Genomic DNA, 14,185 nt, shown 5'->3' with positions numbered 1-14,185 from the left:
TGGTGAAATGACAGAAAATAAAGTGGCTTTAAAAAATATGACAGAAGATGAGTTAAAAGAATTTTTAAAAAGTATAGGAGAAAAACCATTTAGAGGTAGCCAAATATTTTCTTGGATATATAAAGGTGCTAAAGCTTTTGACGATATGAATAATATACCGAAAAGTTTAAGAGAAAAATTAGAAGAAGTATCTTATATAGGAAATATAAAACAAGAATTATCATTAAGATCAAAAATAGATAAGTGCAAAAAATATTTATTTGAATTAAATGATGGAAATGTGGTCGAAACAGTTATGATGGATTATGGTGATAGAATAACTGTGTGCATATCAAATCAAGTAGGGTGTAGAATGGGATGTAAATTTTGTGCATCCACATTAGATGGTTTAATTAGAAACTTAGAACCTTGGGAAATTTTAGACCAAATTATGAAAGTTCAAGAAGATACCAATAAAAGAGTATCTAATATAGTTTTAATGGGAAGTGGAGAACCTCTAGATAATTTTGAAAATACTAAAAAGTTTTTAAAATTAGTAAATGAAGAAAATGGATTAAATATAGGGTATAGACATATAACTTTATCTACTTGCGGTGTTGTACCTAAAATGTACGAATTTGCAGATTTGCAATTACCTATTAATTTGGCTCTTTCCCTGCATTCTCCTTTTGATGAAGAAAGAAAAAAAATAATGCCAGTTGCCAATGCATATAAGATAGATGATATAATAAAAGCATGTAAGTACTATATTCAAAAAACTAATAGAAGAGTAACCCTTGAATACTCATTGATTAAAGGCGTAAATGATTCTAAAAAAGAAGCTGATGCAATTGTAAAACTTTTAAAAGGAATGTTATGTCATGTTAACTTAATTCCTATTAACAAAGTAGAAGAAAGAGATTTTGAAAGACCTGATAAAACTTATATTTATAAGTTTAGAGATATCCTAGAAAAAAATAATATTCCAGCAACAGTTAGAATATCTATGGGATCTGATATAGGAGGAGCTTGTGGTCAGCTTAGACGTAAACACAAGTAAATAAGGAGGGTAATTGCTATGATTTATAATTGTGACTCTCATATGGGAAAAGTTCGAAAAAATAATGAAGACTACTGTATGGGGGATATTTTACAAACAGATGATGATTGTATAGGAGTATTTGCTTTAGCTGACGGTATGGGTGGCCATAAAAAAGGAGAGGTAGCAAGTAAAATAGCAGTAGAAAGTATTATAGATTTTTTAAAAGAGAATATTTCTCAAAGTGGTGGCATAAAAATGGATTATTTAGATGATATAATCAAACAAGGATACAATTATGCTAATAAGAAAATTTATACCAAAGCTTTAGAAGATAATTCTTGTGAAGGCATGGGTACTACTTTAGTCGTAGCTGTTATTTACAAAAATGATGTGATTATAGCTAATGTTGGTGATAGTAGAGGTTATTTATTAAAAGGCGATAACTTCAGAAAAATAACCAAAGATCACTCTGTTGTAGAAGAATTGGTAAATGCTCACTTAATAACGGAAGAAGAAGCGAGATTTCATCCTCGTAGAAATCAAATTACACGAGCAATGGGAGCAGAAGAAATAATTATAGTAGATATATTTAGAGAAAAAGTAGAAAAAGATGATATCTTACTTTTAGCAACAGATGGACTTACTGGTTGTGTAGAAGATGAATCTATAAAAAATATTATTAAACAGGATAAGGATATAAAAGAAATTTGCCAAGATTTAATTAATGAAGCTAATAATAATTCTGGCAAGGACAATATATCTGTTATTTTAAGTAAGATTGATTAGGATGGTGATATTGTGGGAGAAACAATTTTAGGTAATAGATATGAGATCATAAGAAAAATTGGAGATGGAGGGATGGCCTTTGTTTATGAAGCAAAGGATAGACTTCTAAATAGAGTAGTAGCTGTAAAAGTTTTGAGACCGGAATTTGTTGATGACGAAGAGTTTTTAGCAAAGTTCAAAAGAGAAGCAGAGGCTGTTGCTAATATATCTCACCCTAATATAGTAAATGTATATGATGTAGGTTGTGATGGAAAAGTAAATTATATAGTTATGGAATATATAGACGGTCAAAATCTAAAGGAAATTATTAAATCTGAAGGAACTTTAGATGAATATACTGCTCTTGATATAACTAAGCAAATAGCAAAAGCTCTTGGAGCTGCCCATAAAAAGGGTGTTATACATAGAGATATAAAGCCTCATAATATATTGATATCGAGTGAAGGTAGGAATGTGAAAGTTGCAGATTTTGGAATAGCTAAAGCTGCTACAAATTCTACTATGACTAATATAGGAAGTATTATAGGGTCTGTTCACTATTTTTCACCAGAACAAGCTAAAGGTAAATCAGTAAAAAATAACGCGGATTTATATTCTTTAGGAATTGTTTTATATGAAATGTTATTAGGCAAAGTACCTTTTAAAGGTGATAGTCCTATTTCTATAGCTCTTCAACATATAAATGAAGACATAGACTTTACTGTAGAAGAAAAAACTCAAATACCTCAAAGTATTAGAACATTAATTAAAAAATTAACAGAAAAATCTCCAGAAGATAGATATCAAAGTAGCGAAGAAGTTATTGAAGATATTGAATATATTGAACAAAATATAGATTTAGATTTTATTAAGCAATATGACGATTTTGCTACAAGAAGAATACCACCAGTTGAGGTTGTAGATGAGTCTAAATTTAAAACTCTAGGGAAAGAACAAATTAGAGATAATAAAGAAAATGAGCTTATTGAATCTGAAGGAGACGAAGTTAATAACTACGATAGAAGACCTAAAAAGAAAAAAAGAAGAGGATTTAAAGGTATCTTAATTGGTCTGCTTGTATTAGTTGTATTAGGAGTAGCAGGAGCAGCAGTTGTAACTAATGGATTTGGTCTTTTAAATAAAAATGATCAAGTTGAAGTAATAAAAACTCCTAATTTGCTTAATATGAGTTTAGAAAATGCAAATAAGGTTATTAATGATTTGGGATTAAAACTAACTATAACTGAAAAGCATGATTCAGAAGTGGAAAAAAATCATGTTATATCGCAAACTCCGCCAGAAGGAACTGAACTTGAAAAAGGAGATACTGTTACAATAGTAATTAGTTTAGGGTCAGAAGAATTATCAGTGCCAAGTTTAATTGGATTTTCACTAAAAGACGCCAAGGCGATCCTTAAAGATAAGGGATTAGAATTGGGTAGTGTAAGTTATGGTTACAGTGAAATTTATAAAGAAGGTACTGTAATTAACCAAGATCCAGTTGCAGGTGTTGGAAGTGTTAAAAAAGGTGATGTTGTTAATATTGTTGTAAGTAAAGGAGAAAAACCGACAGAAGAAAAACCGACAGAAGAAAAACCATCAGAAGAAAAACCATCAGAGGAAAAACCATCAGAAGAAAAACCATCAGAAGAAAAACCATCAGAAGAAAAACCGACAGAAGAAAAACCATCGCAAGGTGGAAATAATAATTCTGGAGAGCAAGAAACTAGCAATGTAAACAGTAAGAATGAAGATGATGATTAAAGAATAAAAATAAATCATATATGCAAAATATAAGTAAGCATACCGCTTACTTATATTTATTTTTTTGAAAAATAATAGTAAAAAAATAATAGGTAAGAATTAAATTTAAAATAATAAAAATATTGTGGTAATATATAATAAAGTGTTAAAAATAAGGAGGCAATTAATGTTAGATGGAAGGATAATGAAAGGAATAGGGGGATTCTACTATGTAGATACAGAAAATGGGCTGTATGAATGTAGAGCTAGAGGAATATTTAGAAAGAATAAGCAAACTCCTTTAGTAGGTGATAGAGTGAAAATTAGCGTAGTTGATGAGGAGAAAAAGATTGGCGTTGTAGAAGTTATTGATAAAAGAGATAGTGAACTCATAAGACCTCCAATTGCGAATGTGGAAAAAGCATTAATAGTTTTTGCTGTAAAGAACCCTACACCTCATTTATCTTTATTAGATAGATTTATAGTTCTTGCTGAAAAAGAAAACTTAGAAATTGTAATTATTCTTACAAAAGTTGATTTAGATGATGACAATACGACAAATAAAATAAAAGAAATATATGAATTAAGTGGATATAAAGTAATTCCAGTTAGTAGTAAGTCTAAAGAGAATATAGATAAAGTAAAAGAAGAGCTAAATAATAGCGTAGTAGTGTTTGCTGGACCATCAGGAGTTGGAAAATCTAGTTTACTGAATGAAATAGATCAAAATTTTAAGTTACAAACTGGTGAAGTTAGTGATAAAATCAAAAGAGGAAAACATACTACAAGACACGCTGAACTTTTAAAATTACAATGTGGGGGCATAGTTGCAGATACACCAGGTTTTTCTTCATTAACATTAGATGATATAGAAGAAAGTGAATTAAAAGAATACTTTATAGAGTTTTATGAAGTTGATAACTGTAGGTTTGGAAATAAATGCATACATGAAAATGAGCCAGATTGTGGAGTTAAAGAGGCTGTTGAAGCAGGGGAGATTTCTAAAGTAAGGTATGAAAGTTACATACAATTACTCAATGAGATAAGACAAGGGAAAAGGAGATATTAAAAATGATAAAATTAGCACCATCAATATTATCAGCAGATTTTGCAAAGCTTTTAGAAGATGTTAAAAAGGTAGAAAAAGCAGGATGTGAATATTTACATATAGACGTTATGGATGGACATTTTGTTCCTAATATAACGCTGGGTCCTGGAATAGTTAAATCATTAAGAAAAGATGTTAATATGGTATTTGATACACATCTTATGATTGAAAATCCAGATAATTATATTAAGGATTTTGTTGATGCAGGAAGTGATTTAATTGTAGTTCATGTGGAAGCCTGTAGACATTTACATAGAACTATACAAAATATTAAATCATATAATGTAAAAGCGGGTGTAGCTTTAAATCCTGCCACACCTATAGAAACTATAAAGCATGTACTTCAAGATGTGGATATGGTACTTATAATGACTGTAAATCCTGGGTTTGGAGGGCAATCATTTATTGAAAGTGTGATTGAAAAAATAAAAGAATTAAAACAAATAATAGATGAAAAAAATCTTAATGTTGATATACAAGTAGATGGTGGAATAAAACCAAGTAATATAAATCAAGTAGTAGAAGCTGGAGCAAATGTAATAGTAGCAGGTTCAGCTATATTTAATAGTGAAAATATAGAAGAAACTGTAAAATTAATGAGAAAAAATGCTAGTCTTTAGGAGATATTAATGAAAGTTTGTATTATATTGAATGGCGAAATAAAAAATTATGATAAGACAAAAGAAATAATACTTAGGGAAAAATATGATTTTATAATAGGAGCCGATGGTGGATGTAATCATTTATATAAAATGAATATAATGCCAAATTATATAATAGGAGACTTAGACTCTATTAATAATTATTTAGTTGATTATTATAAAAATAAAAACGTATTTTTTAAAACATATCCATCTCATAAGGATGAAACAGATTCAGAAATTTGTATTTATTTAGCTAAGGAATTAAAAGCAAAGGAAATAGATTTTTATGGTTCTTTGGGGGGACGAATAGATCATACTCTTGCCAATATAGGTTTGATGCACTATGTGCGAGAAATGAATATAACACCTAAAATAATCACGAGTGAAGAAGAGATTACTATTATAAGAAATGAAGAAGTTATTTTGCATGGAAAAAAGGGAGATACTGTATCAGTTGTACCAATAATGGCAGATGTAAAGAATATAACTCTTAAAAAATTAGAGTACCCATTGAACAATGCTAAAATGGGGTACTTATCATCTTTAGGTATATCTAATGTTATGTTAGAAGATGAATGTATTATAAAAATTGAAGATGGATATGCATTAATTATAAGAAATTATAACTTAGCATAATAATAAACTCCTCTTGATATGTAATTAAGAGGAGTTTATTTTATACTAAGTAAAAAATAATATGGAGTAAAGGACTAGTTTTGGTCATGGATGTTCTTAAAGCTTCTTAAAAAGCTAATGCTGGCCTTACAGGTGAATAATTTACGGAGAAATTAAAGAAGTGTTAGCTTTTAAGATATTAATCCATATAGTAAAAATAAAAAGCTAATGTAAGGAATAATTTATAATTCTAAAATAAGAGTCTTAACTAATATAATTTAATGAGAAAGTTTTTATATTGAAATTATTAGAGATGAAGATAGACATAAATAATGGTAATGTAAGATTTAATTTTAAGGTCTATAAAAAAAATGACTAGCATAGAAATTAATAAATGTTGTGGTACAAATCTAATGTGAAATACTGAAAACTATCTAACTTAGGGGGGATAAGTATGAAAATGGTAACTGTAAAATTACCAAAATGGCTTTCTAATATTGTTTTGAAATTTATGAGAACGAATAAAAAGTAGGAAATAAAAAAATGATAAACTTTTAGATAAAAAAATGAGAGCCTACATTTCTGTAGGCTCTTTACTAATAAAATAAATTTATTATTAAGCTCTATCAACTTTGTTTGAACGTAAGCATCTTGTACAAACTTTTACTCTTTTTGGAGTTCCATTTTCTATAACTTTAACGTTTCTTAAGTTAGCAGCCCATGTTCTCTTGCTGTGTTTATTTGAATGTGATACTTGGTTTCCAGAAACTTTACCTTTACCACATACGCAACATACTCTTGACATTATATACACCTCCTTAAAATGATAACTATTTTAAGACTAAAAACATATTTATATTAACATAAAATTTGAATTTTTGCAATAAAAATATATAATTGTCCTTAACATATTGAAGATTTTCTCATTATCATATAAAATTATATATATAAATTTTGCTAATGTAAATATTAAAAGAAAAAATAATGATAAAAGTTTATTATCATCGTTTTATTGTGTTGTAAATCGCTATGTCAAAAAAATAAAAACTTTATATCTTCTATTTCTTAAGACATAGTATTGACAATAAACGTCTTTTTAGTTACTAAATTTAAATAACTTTTAATTATTAATTACTTATAGTATTATATATCTTGTCTAAAATAGAAATATAAACTATAATTTATTAAAATAAAGGAAATTTGTTGGATTGGTAAAATAATGATTCAACATTGTACAAAATATTATTAAAAAAATGAGGGGGTAAAACCATGACTACTAAAGTAAATAATAAATATGGATGTATAGAAATAGATAAGCATGTTATAGCTCAAATTGCATATAGGGCAGCAATGGAGAGTTACGGATTAGTAGGTTTCTCACAAAAGATAAAAGGTATTGTTGAATTGTTAAAAGGAGACAATGCTACTAAAGGCGTTAAAATATATGAAACAGAAGATAATAAAATAGAAATAGAATTATTTGTTATAATGCAATATGGAATTAATATTTCTACTGTAGCAAATAACATAATAGACAGAGTGAAATACTCAGTAGAAAATACAACATCAATAAAAGTTAGCAAAATTGATGTTAACGTGCAAGGTATCAGGGTTAAGTAATATAGGAGGAAGAATATGATTCAATATATAGACGGAAAAAGATTTAGAGATATGTTTGTTTCAGGTGCAAATAATCTTCAAAACCATAAAGATTTAGTTGATAAATTAAATGTATTTCCAGTTCCAGATGGTGATACAGGAACAAATATGTCTTTAACTATATCATATGCAATTAAAGAATTATCTAAAGTTGAAAATGATGATATAACAGATATAGGTAAAGCTCTTTCTAAAGGTTCTTTAATGGGTGCTAGAGGAAACTCAGGAGTTATACTATCACAAATAATAAGAGGAATAGCAAAATCAATAGAAGGCAAAGAAAATTTAAATGTTGTAGATTTAGCTAATGCTCTTAAAAATGGATCTGATACTGCTTATAAAGCTGTAATAAAGCCAATAGAAGGAACTATTCTTACTGTAGTTAGAGAAAGTGGAGAGTATGCAGTAAAAGTAGCTAAGCCAAATATGGATATGATAGAATTTCTTGAATTAGTAGCAAAAAAAGCTAATGAATCACTAAATAAGACACCAGAATTACTAAAGGCATTAAAAGAAGCTGGGGTTGTAGACTCAGGTGGTAAAGGATTAGTTCTTATATATGAAGGAATGTTATCTTCGTTAAAGGGAAGTAACATAGAGTCCGTAGAAGGCGGAACTTCTAGCAATGTAGAGGTTAATGTAGAACAAAATATATCTAGTGAAGATATTAAGTTCCAATACTGTACAGAATTTATTTTAGAAAGTGATAAAATAGATGATTTAGCAGTGAGAGAAATGTATATGAAATTTGGAGATAGTTTAGCTGTAGTTGGAGATGAAGGTGTAATAAAAGTACATGTTCACACAAATGATCCAGGACTTGCTATACAAGAAGCATTAAAATACGGACAACTATTAACAATAAAAATAGAAAATATGAAGCTCCAACATGAAAATAAGGTATTAAATGAAACGGCTCAAACTAAAGATATACCTGTTGAAGAAAAAGAGTACGGATTTATAGCTACTTCTATGGGTGAAGGTTTAGCACAAATATTTAAAGATTTTGGTGTTGATCACATAATAGAAGGTGGTCAAACTATGAACCCGAGTACAGAAGATTTTATGAAAGCGATAGAAAATTTACATGCTAAAAATATTATAATATTACCAAATAACAGTAATATTATAATGGCGGCTAATCAAGCTAAAGAATTAAGTGATAAAAACATAATAGTTATACCGACTAAAAATGTCGCACAAGCTTTTGCTACTTTAGTAACATTTGATGCAGATGTTGATGTAAGTGACAATGAAGCCAATATGATGGAAGCTTTATCTTCAGTAAAATCTGGCCAAGTAACTTATGCTGTAAGAGACACAGTGATAAATGACGTGGAAGTAAAAGAAGGAAATATAATAGGTATTGCTGAAGGGAAATTATTATCTGCAGGAGATAAGGTAGATGAAATAACGACTGAACTTATAGAAAAATTAGTTGATGAAGATAGTGCTATAATAACTTTATTCTATGGTGAAGATACTTCTGAAGAAGAAGCAGGAGCATTAAGAGATTTATTAGAAGAAAAATTTGAAGATATAGATGTGGAATTACACTATGGAGGACAACCTCTTTATTATTACTTAATTTCAGTTGAATAATGATTAACTAGTCCTGTATAATCGTACTATAAATTAGTATATTATACAGGATTTTTTATTCGCATGGTAATAATATTTGTAGGTGATAATTATGAATAACTTAAATAAGGAAATACAATTTGTAAAAGGAATAGGGCCTAAGAGAGCTGAAAAACTTCATAAACTTAATATCTTTACTTTAAAAGATTTAGTATATTATTTTCCAAGGCAATATGAAGATAGAAGTGTTATAAAAAAAATTAAGCAATTGGAAAATGAAGATAAGGTATCTATTAAAGGCATTATAACTAAAATAGATACTTATAGCCCAAGAAAAGGCATGAAAATAACAAGAATGGATTTAAGGGATGATAGTGGATATATAAAAATGTCATTTTTTAATCAAGAATACATTACAAAGGTATTTAAGAGTGGAGATAGTATTTTAGTTTTTGGAAAAGTTAAGATAGAAAATAATTTTAAAGAGTTTATGCCTATTGAGGTTGAACATTACACTAATAAGTCAATATCTAATTGTAAAATTGAGCCAGTATATCCTTTGACTTATGGTTTAACAAATAAAGAGTTGCAAGGAATGATTAAATCAGTTCTTGTAAAGGAAGAATTTAAGGTAAAAGAATATCTACCACAATATATATTAGAAAAATACAAATTGTGTGGTATTGATTTTGCTGTTAGGAATATACATTCTCCAACTAACAAAGAAACTTTAAAAGTTGCATTATATAGATTAGTTTTTGAAGAATTTCTAATTTTACAGTTAGGACTATTTTATTTTAAAAGTGGTATAAATGAAGCTAGTGGAATAGAATTTGAAGAAAAAGAAAAATTAAATGATATAATAAAATCTCTTCCGTTTAAACTAACTAAGGCTCAGGGACGAGCGTTAAATGAAATTACAGAAGATATGACTGATTCTAAAGTAATGAATAGATTGGTTCAAGGCGATGTTGGAAGCGGGAAAACAGTAGTAGCATTACTTGCATTAACAAGTGCAGTTTTAAATGGTTACCAGGGGGCTTTAATGGCTCCTACAGAGATTTTGGCGTCACAACACTATGAATCATTCAAAGAAACACTAGGATCCTTTAATATTAAGTCTGAGTTGCTTGTGGGAAGTCTTACAAAAAAACAAAAAGAAAAAGTATTAGAAAAAGTAAAAAATCAAGAAATAGATATTCTTATTGGAACTCATGCTCTTATTGAAGATAAGGTGGAATTCAAAAACTTAGGAATAGTTATAACAGATGAACAACATAGATTTGGAGTTAGACAAAGGGGACGATTATCAAACAAAGGGAACAGTCCAGATATCCTTGTTATGACGGCAACACCAATACCTAGAACATTAGCTTTAATTTTATATGGAGATTTAGATATCTCTATAATAGATGAGTTGCCACCAGGAAGGCAACCTGTGGAAACTATTGCTATAGAATATAAAAGAAGAAATGAAGCTTATGAAAATTTAGTAAGAAGTGAAGTTGAAAAAGGAAGACAAGTTTATGTAGTTTGTCCTCTGGTAGACGAAAGTGAAAAAATAGAAGCTACAGCAGCAGTTGAACTTGTAGAAGAGCTAAAAAGAGAATTCTTTTCGGATTTAAGAGTAGGTCTACTTCATGGAAAGATGAGACCTAGTGACAAAGATGGTATAATGGATGACTTTAAAAATAAAAAGTTAGATATATTAGTATCTACTACAGTTATTGAAGTTGGAGTTAATGTACCTAATGCTACATTGATGATAATCGAAAATGCAGAAAGATTTGGTTTAGCTCAACTTCATCAGCTTAGAGGACGTGTGGGAAGAGGAAAACATAAATCATATTGTATACTAATTTATAACTCAAAGACTGAAGTGTGTAGAGAAAGAATGGATATAATGGAAGAAACTACAGATGGATTTAAAATATCTCAAAAAGACTTAGAAATAAGAGGATCAGGAGAATTTTTTGGAACAAGACAACACGGTCTTCCAGAGTTAAAAATTGCAAATATTTTTAAACATATAAAAATATTAAAACAGGCTCAATTAGAAGCTAGATACATAATTGGTCAAGATGCAAAATTACAAAAAGAAGATAATAAAAGATTAAAAGAAGAAATATTGTATAAATTTAGTGAACGTGAAGAAATCTCATTAAATTAATTGAAATTTATGGTAAAATAAAGAAAGGAGACATAATTTTGAGAGTTATTTCAGGAAAAGCAAGAGGACTAAAATTGATTGCTCCTAAAAATGATGATGTAAGGCCTACAACAGATAGGGTTAAAGAATCTTTGTTTAATATAATAAATCCATATATAATGGATAGTAATATATTAGATTTATTTGCTGGGACAGGTTCTTTAGGAATTGAGTGTTTATCAAGAGGAGCGAATAAATGTATTTTTATAGATAATAGTAAGGAAAGTATAAATATTGTAAAGACTAATATAAAGAAGGCAAGAGTTGAGAATGAAAGCATTGTGTTAAATTTAGATTTTAAAGGTGCTATAAATTCTCTAGCTTTAAAAAATGAAAAATTTGATGTTATATTTATGGATCCTCCATATTATAAGAATATGTTTAGTGATGCATTAGGTAGTATAGATAATAATAACCTTTTAAAGAAAGACGGAATTATTGTGGTAGAACATGACACTAAAGATAAGTTTCCAGATAATATTGGAAGGTTATACAAAAGTAGAGACAAAAAGTATGGAAATACAACATTAACATTCTATAAAGTGGAGGAATAACATGGACAAACCAATGCGTAAAGCAATATTTGCTGGTAGCTTTGATCCAATTACCAATGGGCATTTAGATATAATTTTTAGAGCTGCCAAATTATTTGATGAATTACAAATAGGAGTGCTTATAAATCCTAATAAAAAGGGGCTTTTCACATTAGAAGAAAGAGTAGAGTTAATTAAGATTTGTACAAAAGGATTAAATAATATTAAAGTTATTGAATTTCAAGGTTTATTAGTTAATTATTGCAAAGAAAATGGGATAGATACTTTGGTTAGAGGGGTAAGAAGTGAAGACGATGTAAACTATGAGCTACAAATGGCTCATATGAACAAAGAATTAAATCCTGATATAGAAACCATATTTTTGCCAACTAACAAACAGTACTCTTTTGTAAGTTCGTCATTAATTAAAGAAGTTTTAAACTTTGGAGCCGATGTTAAGAATTTAGTGCCTATGGAAGTTATTAAGGCGATAGAAAACAAGACGAAATAGTAATTTAGGGGGATTAGTATGAAAATAGATTTAGAAATTATGGATTTATTTCAAGAACTAGAGGAATTAATAGAGAATGCGCCACTTAAAGGTTTAGCAAGGAAATCAATTAGTATAGATAAAGAAGAAATACTTGCTATTATTAATGATATTAAAGCATTAATGCCAGAGGAAGTAAATCAAGCAATATGGATAAATAGAGAAAGACAAAGAATAATAACAGAAGCAAAAGCAGAAGCAGAACAAATTATAGAACAAGCTAATCAGGAAGCACAAATTAAGGCTAGAGAAGGTGAGCAGTTCGAAGAAAATCTTAAACAACAATTTGATGATATTGTAGAATCTAATGAAGTAGTAGAAAGAGCAAAAGAAAGAGCTTCAGAAATTATAAGTAGAGCAGAGTCATATGCTCTTGAAATTAGAGAAGGTTCTATTGAGTATGCAGAAGATGTGATAAGTTCTGTTGAACAAAATTTATTTGAAACGTTAGAAATTGTAAAAAGAAATAAAAGAGAATTACGAGAAGAATAGAAAATAAGCTCCCAGTGAATTGGGAGCTTTCCTTATTTTATAAATTAATCCTTTGTTATGTATAAAAAATATAGATTAAATATTATATAAATAATTACAGTTATAATTAGAAATATTTTAAAGTTATAAAAATAATGATTTAGAATGTTGTTATTATAAACAGAGTTATAAATTGATGAAAAATTTGAAACAGGTAAATAATTTTTACTTACAGGGTAAAGTAAAAAAGTGTACAACGCTGCAAATGTACCGTGCAAAAATTTATTAAATATGTAAATGTTGGTTTTAATGTCTGTTTTAGCTATAAAGCTACAACACTGGGCCAATATAGACAAACCGCTAAAACCTATAATGAAACTGCATAAGCTTGCTTTAATTGCTTCAGAAACGTATGTAATATTAGTAACATTATTACAACCTATGGTTATTTCGAATAATCCACTAATAAAAGCAGAACAAACTTCTTTTGTTATACCTAAAAAAGAAAATAAAAAACAAAGTATGGTAGATATGCCGTCGATTATATTGAATAAAGTTAATATTTTAAAAACAACAGAAAAAATTATTACAAAACCACCAACAGCTAATAAAGTATTTACACCACTTACAACGGCATTACCAAAAGAAATGAAAAAACCATATTTTTCAGGAGTATTAATTATATGTTTTATGTTATTTATTATGGTTTTATTTGATCTTTCTCTTTTTTCTTTTCCGTATCTTCTGAAAAGTAAACCTACGGTTATGGATCCTAAATAATGGCAAATGAGCATAATGTATCCTAAGGATGCGTCATTTAACATTCCAACAGCAACTGCACCAATTATAAATAAAGGTCCCGATGTTGAACAAAAAGATACTAATCTTTGTCCTTCGCATTGAGAAATATCTTGATTTAGCCTTAAATCAGATGCTAGTCTAGCTCCAACAGGATAACCTGATACAGCAGAAATAGCAAAAACTAATGCACTTTTGCCTGATACATTAAAAATGAGTTGTGTTATGGGGTTTATTATAGCGCCTATAATATCAACAACCTTCAATGAAACTATTAAATTAGCACCGATTATGAAAGGTAGTAAAGAGGGCATCAATATATTAACCCATATATGTATTCCATTTTTTGCGGCTTCAATGGAATCGTTGGGAAAAATTATAATCCCAATAATTAATAATAAAACTATGATTTTTGGTAAAAAATATTTTGTTAATTTAGATATGTTCATAAAATCACCTATAAATAAAGACTTTAAGGTATTATATTA

The 14,185-nt window shown here is 28.5% G+C and carries 14 protein-coding genes; 12 read left to right on the top strand and 2 right to left on the bottom strand.

Annotated elements, in window-relative coordinates:
* Positions 1-7 precede the first annotated feature (7 nt).
* From rlmN to TEGL_RS14535, 6 genes are all read left to right on the top strand, one after another.
* Complete coding sequence (rlmN, locus tag TEGL_RS14560) at positions 8-1,039, top strand: 23S rRNA (adenine(2503)-C(2))-methyltransferase RlmN (RefSeq protein ID WP_018589798.1); 1,032 nt, start codon at positions 8-10, stop codon at positions 1,037-1,039.
* Between the two features lie 18 nt (positions 1,040-1,057).
* Positions 1,058-1,807 (top strand): Stp1/IreP family PP2C-type Ser/Thr phosphatase, encoded by a 750-nt coding sequence (locus TEGL_RS14555; protein ID WP_018589797.1) that lies wholly within the window; start codon positions 1,058-1,060, stop codon positions 1,805-1,807.
* 12 nt (positions 1,808-1,819) lie between these two features.
* Positions 1,820-3,550, top strand: coding sequence for a Stk1 family PASTA domain-containing Ser/Thr kinase (pknB, locus tag TEGL_RS14550; protein WP_018589796.1), 1,731 nt, complete (start codon positions 1,820-1,822; stop codon positions 3,548-3,550).
* A 166-nt stretch (positions 3,551-3,716) separates the two neighbouring features.
* On the top strand, positions 3,717-4,598 hold the full coding sequence (gene rsgA, locus TEGL_RS14545; RefSeq protein ID WP_018589795.1) for a ribosome small subunit-dependent GTPase A: 882 nt from the start codon (positions 3,717-3,719) through the stop codon (positions 4,596-4,598).
* A gap of 2 nt (positions 4,599-4,600) precedes the next feature.
* Complete coding sequence (gene rpe / locus TEGL_RS14540) at positions 4,601-5,257, top strand: ribulose-phosphate 3-epimerase (RefSeq protein WP_018589794.1); 657 nt, start codon at positions 4,601-4,603, stop codon at positions 5,255-5,257.
* A 9-nt stretch (positions 5,258-5,266) separates the two neighbouring features.
* Complete coding sequence (locus TEGL_RS14535; protein WP_018589793.1) at positions 5,267-5,917, top strand: thiamine diphosphokinase; 651 nt, start codon at positions 5,267-5,269, stop codon at positions 5,915-5,917.
* Between the two features lie 595 nt (positions 5,918-6,512).
* Here TEGL_RS14535 and rpmB read toward each other — a convergent pair.
* Complete coding sequence (gene rpmB, locus TEGL_RS14530; protein ID WP_018589792.1) at positions 6,513-6,701, bottom strand: 50S ribosomal protein L28; 189 nt, start codon at positions 6,699-6,701, stop codon at positions 6,513-6,515.
* Between the two features lie 464 nt (positions 6,702-7,165).
* Between rpmB and TEGL_RS14525 the strand changes: the two genes are divergently transcribed.
* From TEGL_RS14525 to TEGL_RS14500, 6 genes are all read left to right on the top strand, one after another.
* Complete coding sequence (locus TEGL_RS14525; protein WP_018589791.1) at positions 7,166-7,516, top strand: Asp23/Gls24 family envelope stress response protein; 351 nt, start codon at positions 7,166-7,168, stop codon at positions 7,514-7,516.
* Positions 7,517-7,531: 15 nt separating this feature from the next.
* Complete coding sequence (locus TEGL_RS14520) at positions 7,532-9,157, top strand: DAK2 domain-containing protein (RefSeq protein WP_018589790.1); 1,626 nt, start codon at positions 7,532-7,534, stop codon at positions 9,155-9,157.
* A gap of 91 nt (positions 9,158-9,248) precedes the next feature.
* Complete coding sequence (gene recG / locus TEGL_RS14515) at positions 9,249-11,306, top strand: ATP-dependent DNA helicase RecG (protein WP_018589789.1); 2,058 nt, start codon at positions 9,249-9,251, stop codon at positions 11,304-11,306.
* Between the two features lie 38 nt (positions 11,307-11,344).
* On the top strand, positions 11,345-11,899 hold the full coding sequence (gene rsmD / locus TEGL_RS14510; protein WP_018589788.1) for a 16S rRNA (guanine(966)-N(2))-methyltransferase RsmD: 555 nt from the start codon (positions 11,345-11,347) through the stop codon (positions 11,897-11,899).
* Between the two features lies 1 nt (position 11,900).
* Positions 11,901-12,389: a pantetheine-phosphate adenylyltransferase gene (gene coaD / locus TEGL_RS14505; protein WP_018589787.1), complete on the top strand. Its 489-nt coding sequence runs from the start codon at positions 11,901-11,903 to the stop codon at positions 12,387-12,389.
* 18 nt (positions 12,390-12,407) lie between these two features.
* Positions 12,408-12,920, top strand: a complete 513-nt coding sequence (locus TEGL_RS14500) for a hypothetical protein (RefSeq protein WP_018589786.1) — start codon at positions 12,408-12,410, stop codon at positions 12,918-12,920.
* A 44-nt stretch (positions 12,921-12,964) separates the two neighbouring features.
* Here the strand turns inward: TEGL_RS14500 and ylbJ are convergent, their stop codons facing one another.
* Positions 12,965-14,146 (bottom strand): sporulation integral membrane protein YlbJ, encoded by a 1,182-nt coding sequence (ylbJ, locus tag TEGL_RS14495; protein ID WP_018589785.1) that lies wholly within the window; start codon positions 14,144-14,146, stop codon positions 12,965-12,967.
* Positions 14,147-14,185 lie beyond the last annotated feature (39 nt).

The organism is Terrisporobacter glycolicus ATCC 14880 = DSM 1288, assembly GCF_036812735.1.
GTDB classification, from domain to species: Bacteria; Bacillota; Clostridia; order Peptostreptococcales; family Peptostreptococcaceae; genus Terrisporobacter; species Terrisporobacter glycolicus.
The sequence above is the reverse complement of the archived record's forward strand: the minus strand, read 5'-3'. Positions and strand labels throughout refer to the sequence as shown.

Excerpts from the sequence above, each read along its gene's own strand:
- rlmN (WP_018589798.1), top strand. The coding sequence starts at position 8 with ATGACAGAAAATAAAGTGGCTTTAAAAAATATGACAGAAGATGAGTTA.
- TEGL_RS14555 (WP_018589797.1), top strand. The coding sequence starts at position 1,058 with ATGATTTATAATTGTGACTCTCATATGGGAAAAGTTCGAAAAAATAAT.
- rsgA (WP_018589795.1), top strand. The coding sequence starts at position 3,717 with ATGTTAGATGGAAGGATAATGAAAGGAATAGGGGGATTCTACTATGTA.
- rpe (WP_018589794.1), top strand. The coding sequence starts at position 4,601 with ATGATAAAATTAGCACCATCAATATTATCAGCAGATTTTGCAAAGCTT.
- TEGL_RS14535 (WP_018589793.1), top strand. The coding sequence starts at position 5,267 with ATGAAAGTTTGTATTATATTGAATGGCGAAATAAAAAATTATGATAAG.
- rpmB (WP_018589792.1), bottom strand. The coding sequence starts at position 6,701 with ATGTCAAGAGTATGTTGCGTATGTGGTAAAGGTAAAGTTTCTGGAAAC.
- TEGL_RS14525 (WP_018589791.1), top strand. The coding sequence starts at position 7,166 with ATGACTACTAAAGTAAATAATAAATATGGATGTATAGAAATAGATAAG.
- TEGL_RS14520 (WP_018589790.1), top strand. The coding sequence starts at position 7,532 with ATGATTCAATATATAGACGGAAAAAGATTTAGAGATATGTTTGTTTCA.
- recG (WP_018589789.1), top strand. The coding sequence starts at position 9,249 with ATGAATAACTTAAATAAGGAAATACAATTTGTAAAAGGAATAGGGCCT.
- coaD (WP_018589787.1), top strand. The coding sequence starts at position 11,901 with ATGGACAAACCAATGCGTAAAGCAATATTTGCTGGTAGCTTTGATCCA.
- TEGL_RS14500 (WP_018589786.1), top strand. The coding sequence starts at position 12,408 with ATGAAAATAGATTTAGAAATTATGGATTTATTTCAAGAACTAGAGGAA.
- ylbJ (WP_018589785.1), bottom strand. The coding sequence starts at position 14,146 with ATGAACATATCTAAATTAACAAAATATTTTTTACCAAAAATCATAGTT.